Consider the following 14,743-nt stretch of genomic DNA (forward strand, 5'->3'; position numbering starts at 1 on the left):
GCGCGCTTCGACCCGGTCAGCCTCCGGCGGGGGTACGGGCGGGGCCGACGTCGACGAACCGGAACGTGCTCAGCAGCGGGGCGTCCCCCAGCTCCTCCATGATCAGACCCTTGGTGGGTGAGAACTGGAGGAACGCGCCCTGGTTGCTGATCGCGTACGCGCCCTTGCCCTGGGCGGTGATGGTGAACCGCTGGGCCGGGTTGTCGGGGTCGCAGAGGGCCCCCTCGACGGTCAGCGACCGGCCGGAGTTCGGGTTGTACACCTGCCAGCAGGACGGCTCGTCGGCCGCGGGGTGGTTGTTCGCCCGGGTGTACGACAGGACCTGGAAGAGGTCCCCGCCGAGCGGCTTGGTGACGAACCGCTGCCGGCCGCTGTCGTCGTCCACCTCGGCCAGCCGACCGTCGAGCGACAGCCCGCCCTCGGACGCCTGCACCCGCACCATCGTGACCTCCCGCGTCCCCGAGAGCAGGGGGTCGGACGTACCGGCCGGGGTGGTCGGTGGCGCGGGGGAAGGTGTGGGGGTCGTCGTCGCGGAGGGGGGCGTGGAGGGGCCGGCGGATGCGGGCGGGGCGGCGGGCGGACCGGTCTGTGGACCTCGGGCCGGCTGGGTCACCGCGATCCCTGCCGTGAGCAGGCCCACCAGTGCGACACCGAGTGCCGCGGAGCCTGCGTACCTGCGCTTGCGGCGTTTGTCGCCCCGTTGGCGGACGTCGGCGGGGACGTTGGGGAGCCGGCCCGTACGCCCGGCGTGTGCGGCAAGCGAACGCAGAGCATCGTCGAGGTGGTCGTCGGGCATCATGGCCGTTCCCCATCCATGACGTACTGCTCGCTGCCGAGGTGTTCGGCCAGGGCCCGGCGGCCCCGGGCGAGCCAGGTCTTGACCGTGTTGGCGGACGTGCCGGTCTCGACGGCGATCTCGGCGACGCTGAGACCGACAAGATGGTGCAGGACGACGACCCTACGCTGATCTTTGGAGATCTTGCGCAGGGCCTGCACCAGCGCCACATGGTCGGGGCTGATCGCGTCGACGTGATCATCGGTCGCGTCCCGGTGATGCGCCCGGAGCCGGTTCGTCGCCTTGCGCCAGGCGGAGACCGCGATCCGGTACGCGACCCGGCGCACCCATGCCTCCGGGCTGTCGCACTCGCGTACTCTGCTCCACCGGTCCCACGCCCTTAGGTACGCCTCGGCGACGGCGTCCTCGGTCTCGGCGTAGTTGCCGACCATCACGTACACCTGGCCCAGCACCCGCCGGGAGGATGCGGCGTAGAAGTCGTCGAACTCCTCGGCGTTACGCATGTGCCATGTACTCCCGCCCCGACCGGACAACCGCGTCCGGGACCCATCTACCCAGGGCGCGGCCTCGGTATTCGCCAGCCTGACATCGACTCCCGCCGAAGAGGGTAGGCGCCGGCCGGCACGCTGCCGGCACGGGGGTGGAGCGGGCGCGGCCGTCGGTCGGGGAGGTGGTTCGTCCACCGCCTCCCACGACCGTCGGCGTGCGCGGACCTGCTCAGCCACCGGCCGGAGTACGGGCGGGGCCCACGTCGACGAACCGGAACGTGCTCAGCAGCGGCGCGTCACCCAACTCCTCCAGGATCAGGCCCCTGGACGGGGAGAGCTGCAGGAACGCCGACTCGTGGCTGATCGCGTACGCGCCCTTGCCCTGGGCGGTGATCGTGAATCCCTGGGCCTTGTTGTTCGGGTCACACGCCGCACCCTCGACGGTCAGCGGCTCCGAGGACCTCGGGTTGTAGACCTGCCAGCAGGTGGGCTCGTCGGCGGCGGGGTGGTTGTTGGCCCTGGTGTACGACTTGACCAGGTACTTGTCCCCGCCGAGCGGGGTGGCGACGAACCGCTGGCGACCGCTGTCGTCGTCCACCTCGGCCAGCCGACCGTCGAGCGACAGCCCGCCCTCGGTCGCCTGCACCCGCACGATCGTCATCTCCCGCTTGCCGGACAGCAGGGGGTCGCTCGTGTTCGCCGGGGGCGGCGCGGCGGACGACGGTGCCGAGGACGGTGTCACGGCGGCGGTCGGCGCAAGCGTCGGCGTCGCGGACGAGGAGACGGAGGGTCCGGCGGATGCGGTCGGATCCGCGGGCGATCCGGTCCCGCACGCCACCAGCGCACCGGTGCACGCCAGCATCGTCGCGCCGGTAACCCATCTCACCTTGGGCATGGCCTACTCCTCACACACCGCCCGCACCTGGCTGCCGGGCAATCGACATGGACGCCGTGCCGGCTCACTGCGCCAACACCCCCCAAACACGCCTGCCGCCGTCCGCCGGTTTCAAAACGTCGCGGAATTTTCCGGTGCGCCGGCGCCGGCCGTTGCTCCGAGGGAACGGGTTCGGGACGACCCGGTTATTCGGTTGGCCCGGACCGACGGGCTGGTTACCGTGGCCACATCGTTCCGACCTCCGAAGTGGGTGCTTTTGATGCCGGCGAACAGCGTGCTGATCCGGACCGACCAGCCTCAGCGCCAGTTCACCCGTACCTCGGACGTCAGGAGCCTCAGAAATGGATCTTCCACGTAGCGTCACCATCCGCGAGGGCGACCTTCGCATCCTCAACCCGTTCACCTCGGAGAAGCTGGCCACCCTCGGGCAGGCCGTGCACCTGCGCGCCGGGATGTCGCTGCTCGACCTGGCCAGCGGCCGGGGCGAACTGCTCTGCACCTGGGCCCGGGACCACGGCGTCTCCGGCACCGGCGTCGACATCAGTACGGTCTCCACCGACGCCGCACGGGCCCGCGCCCTCAGCCTCGGCGTGGCCGACCGGGTCACCTTCGTGCACGGTGACGCCGCCGGGTACGTCGCCGAGAAGCCCGTCGACGTGGCCTGCTGCATCGGTGCCACCTGGATCGGCAACGGTGTCCCCGGCACCCTGGAACTCCTCGAACGCAGCCTCCGGCCCGGTGGGATGCTGCTCGTCGGGGAGCCGTACTGGCGGATCGACCCGCCCGACGAGGAAACCGTCCGCGCCTGCTACGCCAGGACGAAGGACGAGTTCCGGAGTCTGCCGGGTCTGGTCGGCCTGTTCCGGGACAGCGGTTGGGACCTGGTCGAGATGGTGCTCGCCAGCCAGGACAGTTGGGACCGGTACGCCGCCGCACACTGGCTCAACCTGCGTACCTGGCTGGACGCGAACCCCGACGACGAACTCGTCGGGGAACTGCGCCAGGAGTTGACCGACGATCCACTCCGCTACGTCCGCTACGTACGCGAACACCTCGGCTGGGGAGTGTTCGCGCTGATGCGGCGATAGCGGTTTCGGACGAGTCGGCCGGTCCACCCGGCCGGGCGCGGGCGCACCCACCTGCTCATTCAAGATCTACCGAAGGTCCGCTCAAGACGGGGCCACCAGGCTGCCTCCCATACTCGGCCACGTGCATCCAGGTAAGGAAGGCCACGGGATGAAACTCCTGAAGACGCTGGCGATAGCCGCCGCGACGACCGCCATGCTGGTGCTGGGGGTTGCGGGACCGGCGCATGCCGACGCTACCGCCTACAACGACTACGGCACCGCCACCTTCACCAGCAACGGGGACTACTTCGTGGTCACCCAGTTCGAGCAGGGCCAGTTCCCGGAACCATGGGCGACGTACGCCGAGTGGTACACCAGCTACGGCAGGACCGGGGAGTGCGGCGACACGATCGGCGGTCGGATCGGCTGCAACGAGGACGTTGCGGAGAACCGTTACATCACCATCCGTGTCTGCACCCGGTACGGCTTCTACGACCAGTCCATCTGCGGTGGTTGGAGAACGTCGGCCACCTGAGCCGGACGGGGACCGGTGCCGCCCTCCGGATCGCACGGGGGGCGGCACCGGGGGTGATCGCCCGTCCGCTCCCGGTCCTGCGGACGCCGACGAGCGCTCGGGCCGGTCGGACGATCGACCCGTGTTGCCGGGGTGTCCCACAATGATCATGCGAGCCGTCGCACCACTCGGGCCCACACCGGCCTTCGGGTGTCCATCGGTCACCGAGGCAGGCAGACGTGTCGGAAAATGAATCCCGATCGGGGCGTCGACCGGCCCGGTACCTCGTCGTCTCGGTGCTCGTCGGTGTGGCGGCCCTCCTGACGGTCGGCTTCGTCGCCGTACGCGACCGGCCCGAGGACGCCGCGCCGGCCGACGTCATCACCGGGGTCGACTGGGCACGAACGGTCATCGACCTGCCGACGGATTCCGGGATCGGCTGTCCGACCGGCCGGCAGCACCTCCAGCCGGTCGTCGAGCTTATGGTGCCGTCGGGCTTCGCCTGGGCGCCTGCGGACGAGGATCGGGGGAAGCTGCTCGTCAGCCGAAGTGAGATCAGCTATGGCGACCTCACCGGCGACGGCGTCCCGGAGGCGGTGCTGAACGTCCGGTGCGGCCCGCTGTCGGCGCACGATCTCCGCAACGACCTCCCGGGCGGTCGGCTGCTCGTGGTCACCATGCGTGCCGACCACTCGCTGGCGGGGCTCGGGTTCGCGGGTCAGCCCGGCGCCCGACACCTGTCCTTCGAGGTGGCGGACGGGGCCCTCGTCGCCGAGGTCTGGTACGCGCAGACCGAACGCGGCATCTCCGGCCCCTCGCTGTACGCACCTCCCCACTCCCGTAGCTACCGGTGGGACGGCGCCCGGTTCGTACAGGCGGCCGGTCGTACGGCACCACTTTCCCTGATCTCGTCGGCGGAATCGGAACAGGGAATGACGGGGTCGGCGGTGCAACTCGCCACGATCATGCGCGACGGCAAGGTGGTCTGCCCGGGGCGGACGGTGCAACCCCTGACCCGGACCGGGGACCAGTTCGAGGCAACCACCGACATCAGGCCGGTCGACCTCGATCACGACGGCAACGGCGAACTCCTCGCCCGGGTACGGTGCACGTTCGACGGTGCGACGTACGAGTCCCTCTACCTGTTCGGCCAGGGCGAGCAGGGATTCGTCACCCGCGACGTGCCCGTGGCGAACGGCGGGCAGTACGTCATCCAGGACGGCTGGCAGGTGGAGTACGACGTCCTGACCGTCGCGGTACGGCACACCGCGACCGGGGAGACCACCACCCACACGATGCGCTGGAACGGCAGCACCTTCGTCGACACGCTCGGCACCTACCGGAACTGACCCGGCCGCCGACTCCTCACCGGTCGTCGGTACGGAACACGTGCCGGTACGTCTGCGGCGAGACGCTGGTGACCCGGCGGAAGTGCCGGCGCAGGCTGACCGGGTTGCCGAACCCGGCCACCCGGGCGATCCGCTCCACCGGTTCGTCGGTCGTCTCCAGCAACTCCTGGGCCACCCGTACCCGCTGCTCGACCAGCCACTGCAACGGGCTGGTGCCCACCGTGTCACGGAACCGCCGGGCGAACGTACGCGGGCTCAGGTGCGCCCGGTGCGCCAGTTCCGCCACGGTCAGCGGCCGGTCCAGGTGCCCTCGCGCCCAGTCCAGCAACGGGGACAGGTCCGGGTGCGGTTCGCCCCGGGTGACCGGTCGGGCGTACTGGGCCTGGCCACCGTCGCGGTGCGGGGGCACCACCATCCGGCGGGCCACCTCGTTGGCGACGGCGGTGCCGTGGTCGAGGCGGACCAGGTGCAGGCACAGGTCGATGCCGGCGCCGGTGCCGGCGGAGGTGAACAGGTCGCCCTCGTCGGTGTAGAGCACGTCCGGTTCGACCCGTACCCGAGGGAAGCGGTGGGCGAAGTCGACCGCGTTCATCCAGTGGGTGGTGGCCCGGCGCCCGTCGAGCAGGCCGGCGGCGGCCAGGACGTACGCGCCACTACAGATGGAGACGATCCGGGCGCCCCGGTCGTGTGCCTGGCGCAGGGCGTCGAGCAGCGGCGCGGGCGGGTGCAACTGCACCGACCGGTTGCAGGCGGCCACGACCACGGTGTCCGCGTCGGTCAGTGCGTCCAGCCCGTACGGAGCCTCGACCCGCAGGCCGAGGGAGGTTCGCAGCGGGCCGGGAACGGCCGCGCAGAGGCGCAGGTCGTACCAGGGGTCGACCAGGTCGGACCGGTCGATCCCGAAGACCTCGCACGGTACGGCGAACTCGAACACCGGGATCGCGTCGGTGACCACGAGGGCGACCGTGTGGGGCGACTTCATGGCAGGAACGTACCGCAGATCGTCATTCCTGCCACTGGCCGGCGATCGCCGGGTGCAGCAGGTTGGACCCGTGACCGACTCGTTGATCGAAAACAGCAGCACCGTACGAACCGGCGGTCGGCTGACCGTCGCCCAGGGCACCGCGCTCTACGTCGGGGCGGTGCTCGGAACCGGCGTGATCGCCCTGCCCGCGCTGGCGGCCGAGGCGGCCGGACCGGCGTCGCTGCTGGCCTGGCTGGCCCTGGTCGTCCTGTCGATGCCGCTCGCGGCGACCTTCGCCGCGCTGGGCGCGCGCTACCCGGACGCGGGCGGTGTCTCGACGTACGTCCGGAACGCCTTCGGTCCGCGGGCGGCGGCCATCGTGGGTTGGTGTTTCTACTTCGCGGTCCCGGCCGGCGCGCCCGCCGCGGCGCTGTTCGCCGGCGGTTACGTGGCGGCGGCGCTGGGCGGCGGTGCGACCACCATGGCGGTCACCGGGGCGATCCTGATCGTCGTCGTGACCGTGACGAACGCGCTCGGGCTCCGGGTCTCCGGGCGGGTGCAGCTCGTGCTCGCCGCGCTGCTGGTGGCGCTCCTGCTGACCGCCGTGCTGGCCGCGTTGCCGCACCTGCGGTGGGACAACCTGCGCCCGTTCGCGCCGCACGGGTGGCTGGCGGTCGGTCCGGCGGCGGCCCTGCTGGTGTGGAGCTTCGCCGGCTGGGAGGCGATCACCCATCTGGCGGCGGACTTCCGGCGGCCCGGGCGCGACCTGCCCCGGGCGGCCACCGTCGCGGTGGTGGTGGTCGGGGTGCTCTACCTCGGCGTCGCCGGTGCCACCGTACTCGTCCTCGGTCCGGCCGCCGGTCAGAGCGAGGCACCGCTGGCGGAGTTGCTCGCCCTCGGGATCGGCGGCGAGGTGCACCTGCTCGCCGCCGTCGCCGCGCTCCTGCTCACCCTCGGCACGATGAACGCGTACTTCGCCGGGGCGGCGAAGCTCGGCGCCGCGCTCGGCCGGGACGGCGCACTGCCGGCGTGGCTTCACCGGGGCAGCAGCGCGGGCGAGGTGCCCCGGCGCAGCCTGCTGGTGGTGTCGGTGCTGGCCGCGGCCGCGATGGCGGTCGCGGTCGCCGCCGGGATCGGCCCGAAGCCGCTGGTCCTGCTCACCACCGGCTGTTTCGTCCTGGTGTACGCCCTCGGTACGGCCGCCGCGCTCCGGTTGCTGCCGCGCGGCACCCGGGCGCACCGTTCGGCGCTGTTCGCCCTGGTGGCGGTCACCGCGCTGCTGGTGATGACCGGTTGGTACCTGCTCTGGCCGCTGCTCCTGGCCGCCGGTGCCCTGCTCTACCTCCGGCTGCGACCGTCCACGTCGGAAGGGCGGTGAACCTCGGGGTGCTCGCATCCGACGGGGTAGCTTGGGCGCCGTCCCGCGCCTAGGATCCCGGTCCGGGACGGTCGCACACGATCACCACGGGGGGCACGGAGATGACCGACACGAACTGGATGAACGCGGATCCCGAGCGGCCCGACGCGCCCTCGGTCGACCTGCGTACGGACCGACCGCACCCGGCCCGCGTCTACGACTACCTGCTCGGCGGCAAGGACAACTTCGCCGCCGACCGGGCCGCCGCCGAGCAGGGGCTGAAGGCGAACGGCAACAGCCGGATCCCGCCCCGGGAGAACCGGGCCTTCCTGTCCCGGGTGGTGCGTCACCTGACCGAGGAGGCCGGGATCCGGCAGTTCCTCGACATCGGGACCGGCATCCCGACCGCGCCCAACGTGCACCAGGTCGCCCAGGCCATCGCCCCGGAATCGCGGATCGTCTACGTCGACAACGATCCGATCGTGCTCGCGCACGCCCGCGCCCTGCTCACCGGGACCCCGGAGGGAAGGACCGAGTACCTCGCCGCCGACCTGCGCGACGTGGACCAGATCCTGGACTCGCCACAGTTGCGCCGGACGCTGGACCTGGACCAGCCGGTCGGGCTGCTGCTGATCGCCATCATGCACTTCGTGCCCGACTCCGACGACCCGTACGCGCTGGCGAACCGGCTGCTGGACGCGCTGCCCTCCGGAAGTTACCTGGCGCTTTCCCACCTGACCGGCGACTTCGCCCCGGAGGCGTGGGAGGCGGTCGCGGCGATCTACCGCAGAACCGGGGTGACCATGCAGGTACGCCCCAAGCCGCAGATCGAACGCTTCTTCGACGGTCTGGACCTGGTCGAGCCGGGGGTGCGGGTGCTGCCGGACTGGCGGCCCGACCTCGGCCCGACCAGGACCGGGGAGCGCCCCAGCGACGTGGCGGTCTCGGTCTACGGCGGCGTGGCCCGCAAGGGCTGACCTCCCCCGGACCCGCTAGCTCCCGGTCGGTACGTGGGCGCCGATCTCGGCCTCGCTGACCCGGGTCGGTTCCAGCACCCGGTGCAGGAACTCCCGGGTACGGGGCTCGCGCGGGGACCCGAAGACCTCCTCCGGCGGACCCGACTCGACAACCGTGCCGCCGTCCATGAAGACCACCCGCGACGCGACCTCACGGGCGAAGCTCATCTCGTGCGTGACGACCAGCATCGTCATGCCCTCGGCAGCCAGTCCCCGCATCACCGCGAGCACCTCACCGACGAGTTCCGGGTCGAGTGCGCTGGTCGGCTCGTCGAAGAGCATGAGCTGCGGGTCCATCGCCAGCGCTCGGGCGATGGCGACCCGCTGCTGCTGCCCACCGGAGAGCTGTGCGGGATAGGCGTCGGCCTTGTCGGCCAGGCCGACCCGGTCGAGGTTCACCGCCGCGATCCGGTCGGCCTCGGCGCGCGTACGGCCGAGCACCCGGCGCTGGGCGATGGTCAGGTTCTCCCGTACGCGCAGGTGGCCGAAGAGGTTGAACTGCTGGAAGACCATGCCGATCCGGCGGCGTACGTCGTCGATGTCGCAGTCCGGGTCGGTGACCTCGACGCCGGCCACGTGCACCGACCCGCTGGTCGGCTGTTCCAGCAGGTTGACGCAGCGCAGCAGGGTCGACTTGCCCGAACCGGAGGGTCCGATCACGCAGACGACCTCGCCGGTCTCCACCGACAGGTCGATGCCGCGCAGCACCTCGAGCTTGCCGAACGCCTTGTGCAGGTTGCGAATCTCGATCGCCGGCACCGCCGGGTCACCTCTCCTTCGCGGCCCGGCGTTCCAGCCACCGGACCAGTTGCGACAGCGGCAGCGTGATCGCCAGGTACAGCAGACCGGCCACCACCAGCGGGGTCGGGTTGACCCTGGTGTTGAGGGCGTCGCCGGCGAACTTGGTCAGCTCGATCGTGGTCGCGGTGACGCCCAGGACGTACGCCAGCGAGGTGTCCTTGGTGAGCAGGATGATCTCGTTGGTCAACGGCGGGATCACGATCCGGAACGCCTGCGGCAGCACGATCGAGACCATCGCCCGCCCGTGCGACATGCCCAGGGTCCGGGCCGCCTCCAACTGTCCCTTCGGAACGGCCTGGATCCCGGCCCGGATCGTCTCGGCCATGTACGCCGCGGCGGTCACCCCGAGTCCGATGGTGACCGCCCCGTACACCCCGCCGGGGATCTCCCGGTTGGGGAAGGCGAGCGGCACGCCGTACCCGACCATGAACAGGACCAGCAGCGACGGCAGGCCGCGGAACAGCTCGATGTAACCGGTGGCGAACCAGCGGTACGGTCCGACCGACGACAGGCGCATCAGCGCCAGCACCAGGCCGAGCACCAACCCGAAGGCGAACGCCAGCAGGGTGTAGACGATGGTGTTGCGCAGCGCGACGGTTATCGCCTCGGGGAACATCTCCCCGGCGACGTCGAGCCGGAAGAAGGCGTCGGCCAGGGTCCCCCAGTCGGCCGCCGCCACCACGGCGAGCAGCAGCGCGACGAAGACCAGGTATCCGGCCGTACGTCCGAGCCGTTGCCGTTGGCGGCGGCCGAGCCGGCGGCGTCGGACCGGCGGCGGGACCGGGGCGGGTGGTGCCCCGCTCCCGGCCGCGAGCGTCTCTGGTTCTGCCATGCCTCCCCCAGATCGCCCGGCGGCGGGTGCCACCGGGCGATGTTGTTTCCCGGACCCGGTCAGCTCGCCGGCTTCGCGCCGATCCACTTCTCGTAGATCGTGTCATAGCTGCCGTCCGCCCGTGCCGCGGCGAGCGCGTCGTTGATCGCCGCCAGCAGCCTCGGGTCGCCGCCCTTCTTGACCGCGAAACCGTACTGCTCGCCGGTGTCGAAGCCGCCCGCGACGACAACCTTGCCGGGGTTGGCCTTGACGTACTCGTTCCACACCGGCAGGTCACCGACGGCGGCCTCGATCTGGCCGGTCGCCAGGGCCTGCTGCTCGGCGCCGAGGTCCTTGTACGAGACCACCTCGATCTTCAGGTTCTGCTGCGCGACCTGGGCCTTGACGTAGTCCTCGCCGGTGGTGGCGCCCTGCACCCCGAGCCGCTTGCCGACCAGGTCCACCAGCGTCTTGTACGGCTTGCCGACCGGCACCACGAGGGCCTGGGTGGCGTCGAAGTACGGGGCGCTGAAGTCCAGCACCTCCTTGCGGGCGTCGGTGATGGTCATGCCCGCCGCCGCCACGTCGCACTTGCCGGAGTTGAGGTCGGCTCCGGACTTGATCCCCTCGAACGGGGTGTCGATGATCTCCTGCGTGACGCCGAGCTTCTTGGCGGCGAGGTCGACCAGGTCGACGTCGAAGCCGACCACCTTGCCGCTGCCGTCCTTGGACTGGAACGGCGAGTACGGCAGGTGGGTGCAGGTGGTGAGCTTGCCTGCCGAGACCAGCTTGACGCCGTCGGCCGTGGTGGCGCCGGTGTCGTCCTTGGCGCACCCGGCCAGGCCGCTGATCGCCAGTGCCGCGCCCATGACCAGTGCCGCACCCCGTCGGGCGCCTCGAAGCTTTCCCATCCGCACAACCTCCCCAGGTGAACAAAACGTACGTTCCCTATAGGTTATGCCAAGATCCGCTGGTACGGATCGCCGGCCTGCGCGAGGTGGCGTGGCTAACCCGGCAGGGTTGCCTCGATCCCGGTGAGGATCCGGTCGAGCCCGCGCTCGAACCGGGTGTCGAAGTCCCGGTCCGCACCGGCCCGCACCACCCGGGTGAAGTACGGGTAGTTCCCGCTGGCGGTCAACGTCTCCAGGTAGCGGGACATGCTCTGCTGCCACTCCCGCTCGTCCATCCCCCGGTCCCGGCGGGCCGCCTGCTCGGCGACCTCCTCCTGGACGAACCCGCCGACCCAGCTACTGACCAGGGCGAAGATCTCCAGCATGTCGGCGGTGTCCAGGTCCAGCCGGTCCAGGATGGACATCCCGTACTCGAAGATGTCCAGCATGTTCGGCCCCATCGCCGGTCGACCGGCGGCGATCCGGGCCAGCCACGGGTGGCTGAGCTGCGCCCGACGCAGACTCCGGGCCACTTCGGCCAGGTCGACCCGCCAGTCGCCGGTCGGTTGGGGCAGCTCGGTCTCGCCGAACATGTGGTCGAGCATCAGCTCGCAGAGGGCTTCCTTGTTGTCCACGTACCGGTAGAGGCTCATCGGGCCGGTGCCGAGGGCGGCGGCGACCCGGCGCATGGAGACCGCCTCGATGCCGTGCTCGTCGGCGATTTTGATCGCGGCGGCGGCCACCTGCGCCCGGCTGTACGTTGGGGCGGGTCCGCGCGAGGAGGGCGGGGAGGGGAGGCTGACCCGTACCGCCGTGGGCAGGTCGGGAGCCGGCCCGTGCCGGGAATCGCCGCTTCGCCTGTCGCCTGTTGCCACCAACGTGCCTTCCGGTGTCGCTGTCGTATGTGGACGCCGTCGATCCGGTCCCGCTCTTGCGTACAGCGTACCCGGTTAGCTAGCGTGCAGGACATCCAACCGCGTACGGCGTACCCAGTGGGAGGTTCCGTGGCACAGGCACCAGGCGACCCGGTTGTCGTGGCGGAGGGACTACACAAACGGTTCGGTTCCACCCGGGCCCTCGCCGGACTCGACCTCTCGGTGCCCGCCGGCACCGTCTACGGGCTGCTCGGCCCGAACGGCGCCGGCAAGAGCACCGTCGTCCGGATCCTCGCCACGCTCACCCGGCCGGACGCCGGGCGCGCCTTCGTCGCCGGCCACGACGTGGTCCGCGAAGCCGTCCGGGTACGTCACCGGATCGGCCTCGCCGGCCAGTACGCCGCCCTGGACGAGGGACTCACCGGCCGGGAGAACCTGCACATCTTCGGTCGCCTGTTCCACCTCACCCGAGCCACCGCGAAGCGCCGCGCCGACGACCTGCTGACCCGCTTCGACCTCGCGCACGCCGCCGACCGACTGGTCCGGACCTACTCCGGAGGCATGCGCCGCCGGCTCGACCTGATCTCCAGCCTGATCGTCTCCCCCGCCGTGCTCTTCCTGGACGAACCGACCACCGGGCTCGACCCGCGCAGCCGCAACGAGATCTGGCAGACCGTCCGGGAACTCGTCGCCGACGGCATGACCGTCCTGCTGACCACCCAGTACCTGGACGAGGCCGACCAGTTGGCGCAGCACATCGCGGTGATCGACCACGGCAGGGTGGTCACCTCGGGCACCCCGGACGCTCTCAAGGCACAACTCGGCGCCCGGATCGACGTGGTGGTCCGGACGCCGGGCGAACTCGAATCCACCGGGGCGGTGCTGGCCCGGCTGGCCGGCGCGGCACCGGACGTCGACCCCGATCGGCGGCTGCTCAGCGTGCCGATCGGCGCCGACACCCTCACCCTGCCCGCAGTCGTACGACTGCTGGACCAGGCCGGGGTGGACCCGCAGGACGTGGCGGTACGCCGCCCGACCCTGGACGAGGTGTTCCTCAGACTGACCGGCAACCCGGCCGAGGAAAGCCGGGACAGCGACGGCGCGACGCTCAAGGAGACCGTCGGATGACCACGATCGGCACCGGCGTCGAACCCGTCGGCGTGACCGACAGCGTCGGGCTGGCCCGACTGCGCTGGCGGGTCACCGACATCCTGACCATCTGCCACCGCAACCTGCTGCAACTCAAACACGCACCGGGCCAGATCGTCGGTACGGTCGCCTTCCCGCTGACCGCGGTGGTCCTCTTCGGGTACGTCTTCGGCAGCGCCATCCCGATCGCCGAGGGAGCCAACTACCGGGCGTACCTGATGCCCGGCCTGTTCGTGATGTCGACGGTGACCACCCTGGTCACCGCGATGATCACGCTCGTCGGTGACAGCGACCTCGGGGTGATGGACCGGTTCCGGTCGATGCCGGCCGAGCGGTCGTCCATCCTGTTCGGACAGACCCTGTCCGACCTGCTGACCAACGCGGTGAGCCTGCTGGTGATGGCCGGCGCCGGACTGGTCGTCGGCTGGCGGGTGCAGACCGGTCCGGGATCCGCGCTGGCCGGGTTCGGGCTGCTGATGCTGTTGCAGTTCGCGATCTCGTGGGTCGGACTCTTCCTCGGGACGGTGATCCGCAACGTGCAGACGGCGGCGAAACTCGGCCCGCTGATCATGCCGGTCACGATGATCTCGAACGTCTTCGTGCCGACCGAGGGAATGCCGACCGTGCTGCGTACGGTCGCCGAGTGGAACCCGGTCAGCGCGTCCGTCGCCGCCTGCCGTCAACTCTTCGGCAACCCGGCCAGCACCGCCGTGGACCCGGCCTGGCCGATCGCCCACCCGATCATCGCGACGGTCGGCTGGTCGGTGCTGCTGATCGTGATCTTCATGCCGCTGGCCATCCGTCGGTTCGACACCGGCCCGAACTGAGGCGCCGGCCGCCGATCGGACGGGTACGGATCAGACCGGGTAACCCCACTCGGCCAGCGGCTTCTCCAGCACCCGCTCGACCGCGCCGAGCTGGGCAGGGCTGAGTTCGTCCCGGTACGCCGCGGCCCGCCCCGGCGGGAAGTCGTACCGGGCGAAGCCCTTCTGGAACGCCGGTGACCAGTCCAGCCCGAGGAAGTCGAGCATCCGACCGACCTCCTCGCGCGGCTGTGCGACCAGGTCCTCGTACCGGACGTCGAGCCACTGGTCGGCCGGGTGCCGCAGCCGGGCCTGTGCGAACGCCTCCATCAGCATCTTCCAGCCGAGAGCGGCGAGCACCTGGAACGACTGGCCGGACTCCGCCCACTCCTGGCGCAGGTCGTCCGGGAGCGAGCCGTAGATCCAGTTGTCCGGCCCGCGCCACCCGTCCCACCAGCCCATCTGGAGCCAGGAGTTGGCCACCGCCCGGCCGTCCCGGACCACGTTGAGCACCCGCAGATCCGGGTACGCCGCATGCAGGAAGCCGGTACGCGGCCACCCGGTCACGTGCTGCACCAACTGCTCACAGCCCTGCCGGGCGATCCGGTCGTCGAAGAAGGCGCGCAGCCGACGGGCCACGAACGGGGTCAGGTCCTCGGCGAGCAGGTCCCGGCACGGCCGGGAGAATCCGCCCAGCACCTGCCGGTCGAGCAGGTGGTACGCCTCCGACGGCGCCACCCGCAGCCGACCCCGCTCCAACAGCCGGCGGCTGTGCCGCAGCGAGGTCATGCCGGCCGGGCGCGGAGCGGAGCGCCGGTAGAGCGCGCCGTTGAACCGACCCTTCGGGTTGAGCCGGGCGAGCTTGTCGTCCAGCCCGGAGACGAACCCGACCGCCGGGTGCCGGGAGAGCAGCTCCTGGACCAGCGTCGAACCGCACCGGCCGGTGCCCACCACCAGTGAGAGCATCG

16 protein-coding genes are annotated in these 14,743 nt (G+C 71.0%); 7 read left to right on the top strand and 9 right to left on the bottom strand.

Annotation, left to right across the window (positions count from 1 at the left end; all coding sequences use genetic code 11):
* Positions 1–16 precede the first annotated feature (16 nt).
* The 3 genes from OIE47_RS02250 to OIE47_RS02260 form a co-directional block, all read right to left on the bottom strand.
* The gene (locus OIE47_RS02250; protein ID WP_326559796.1) at positions 17–799 is read right to left on the bottom strand and encodes a hypothetical protein; all 783 of its coding nucleotides are present in this window, start codon (positions 797–799) and stop codon (positions 17–19) included.
* Positions 796–1,299, bottom strand: coding sequence for a SigE family RNA polymerase sigma factor (locus OIE47_RS02255; RefSeq protein ID WP_326559797.1), 504 nt, complete (start codon positions 1,297–1,299; stop codon positions 796–798). Before OIE47_RS02255 ends, OIE47_RS02250 begins: the two co-directional genes overlap by 4 nt.
* 214 nt (positions 1,300–1,513) lie before the next feature.
* Complete coding sequence (locus tag OIE47_RS02260) at positions 1,514–2,179, bottom strand: hypothetical protein (RefSeq protein ID WP_326559798.1); 666 nt, start codon at positions 2,177–2,179, stop codon at positions 1,514–1,516.
* Positions 2,180–2,520: 341 nt separating this feature from the next.
* Here OIE47_RS02260 and OIE47_RS02265 point away from each other — a divergent pair, with 341 nt between their 5' ends.
* The 3 genes from OIE47_RS02265 to OIE47_RS02275 all read left to right on the top strand — a co-directional run bounded on the left by OIE47_RS02265 (position 2,521) and on the right by OIE47_RS02275 (position 5,109).
* The gene (locus OIE47_RS02265; RefSeq protein ID WP_326559799.1) at positions 2,521–3,267 is read left to right on the top strand and encodes an SAM-dependent methyltransferase; all 747 of its coding nucleotides are present in this window, start codon (positions 2,521–2,523) and stop codon (positions 3,265–3,267) included.
* A gap of 148 nt (positions 3,268–3,415) precedes the next feature.
* Positions 3,416–3,781: a hypothetical protein gene (locus OIE47_RS02270; RefSeq protein WP_326559800.1), complete on the top strand. Its 366-nt coding sequence runs from the start codon at positions 3,416–3,418 to the stop codon at positions 3,779–3,781.
* Positions 3,782–3,999: 218 nt separating this feature from the next.
* Entirely contained in the window at positions 4,000–5,109 is a 1,110-nt protein-coding gene (locus tag OIE47_RS02275) for a hypothetical protein (RefSeq protein WP_326559801.1), read from the top strand.
* Between the two features lie 16 nt (positions 5,110–5,125).
* On the opposite strand, the gene OIE47_RS02280 is transcribed toward OIE47_RS02275, so the two are convergent.
* Positions 5,126–6,091 (bottom strand): helix-turn-helix domain-containing protein, encoded by a 966-nt coding sequence (locus OIE47_RS02280; RefSeq protein WP_326559802.1) that lies wholly within the window; start codon positions 6,089–6,091, stop codon positions 5,126–5,128.
* Positions 6,092–6,161: 70 nt separating this feature from the next.
* Between OIE47_RS02280 and OIE47_RS02285 the strand changes: the two genes are divergently transcribed.
* Both OIE47_RS02285 and OIE47_RS02290 read left to right on the top strand, forming a co-directional pair.
* The gene (locus OIE47_RS02285; RefSeq protein ID WP_326559803.1) at positions 6,162–7,451 is read left to right on the top strand and encodes an APC family permease; all 1,290 of its coding nucleotides are present in this window, start codon (positions 6,162–6,164) and stop codon (positions 7,449–7,451) included.
* Positions 7,452–7,552: 101 nt separating this feature from the next.
* On the top strand, positions 7,553–8,407 hold the full coding sequence (locus OIE47_RS02290) for an SAM-dependent methyltransferase (protein WP_326559804.1): 855 nt from the start codon (positions 7,553–7,555) through the stop codon (positions 8,405–8,407).
* Positions 8,408–8,422: 15 nt separating this feature from the next.
* Here OIE47_RS02290 and OIE47_RS02295 read toward each other — a convergent pair whose 3' ends face one another.
* From OIE47_RS02295 to OIE47_RS02310, 4 genes are all read right to left on the bottom strand, one after another.
* Complete coding sequence (locus OIE47_RS02295; RefSeq protein ID WP_326559805.1) at positions 8,423–9,205, bottom strand: amino acid ABC transporter ATP-binding protein; 783 nt, start codon at positions 9,203–9,205, stop codon at positions 8,423–8,425.
* A gap of 7 nt (positions 9,206–9,212) precedes the next feature.
* The gene (locus OIE47_RS02300; protein ID WP_326559806.1) at positions 9,213–10,079 is read right to left on the bottom strand and encodes an amino acid ABC transporter permease; all 867 of its coding nucleotides are present in this window, start codon (positions 10,077–10,079) and stop codon (positions 9,213–9,215) included.
* Positions 10,080–10,138: 59 nt separating this feature from the next.
* Entirely contained in the window at positions 10,139–10,969 is an 831-nt protein-coding gene (locus OIE47_RS02305; protein WP_326559807.1) for an ABC transporter substrate-binding protein, read from the bottom strand.
* A gap of 95 nt (positions 10,970–11,064) precedes the next feature.
* Complete coding sequence (locus OIE47_RS02310; RefSeq protein ID WP_326559808.1) at positions 11,065–11,823, bottom strand: TetR/AcrR family transcriptional regulator; 759 nt, start codon at positions 11,821–11,823, stop codon at positions 11,065–11,067.
* A 129-nt stretch (positions 11,824–11,952) separates the two neighbouring features.
* Between OIE47_RS02310 and OIE47_RS02315 the strand changes: the two genes are divergently transcribed.
* Positions 11,953–12,951 (top strand): ATP-binding cassette domain-containing protein, encoded by a 999-nt coding sequence (locus OIE47_RS02315; protein ID WP_326559809.1) that lies wholly within the window; start codon positions 11,953–11,955, stop codon positions 12,949–12,951.
* Entirely contained in the window at positions 12,948–13,799 is an 852-nt protein-coding gene (locus tag OIE47_RS02320; RefSeq protein WP_326559810.1) for an ABC transporter permease, read from the top strand. Before OIE47_RS02315 ends, OIE47_RS02320 begins: the two co-directional genes overlap by 4 nt.
* A gap of 30 nt (positions 13,800–13,829) precedes the next feature.
* Here OIE47_RS02320 and OIE47_RS02325 read toward each other — a convergent pair whose 3' ends face one another.
* A complete protein-coding gene (locus tag OIE47_RS02325; RefSeq protein ID WP_326559811.1) occupies positions 13,830–14,741 on the bottom strand; it encodes a sulfotransferase family protein in 912 nt (303 codons plus the stop codon).
* Positions 14,742–14,743: the final 2 nt, after the last annotated feature.

This window comes from Micromonospora sp. NBC_01796 (assembly GCF_035917455.1).
In the GTDB taxonomy this organism is placed as follows: Bacteria; Actinomycetota; Actinomycetes; order Mycobacteriales; family Micromonosporaceae; genus Micromonospora_G.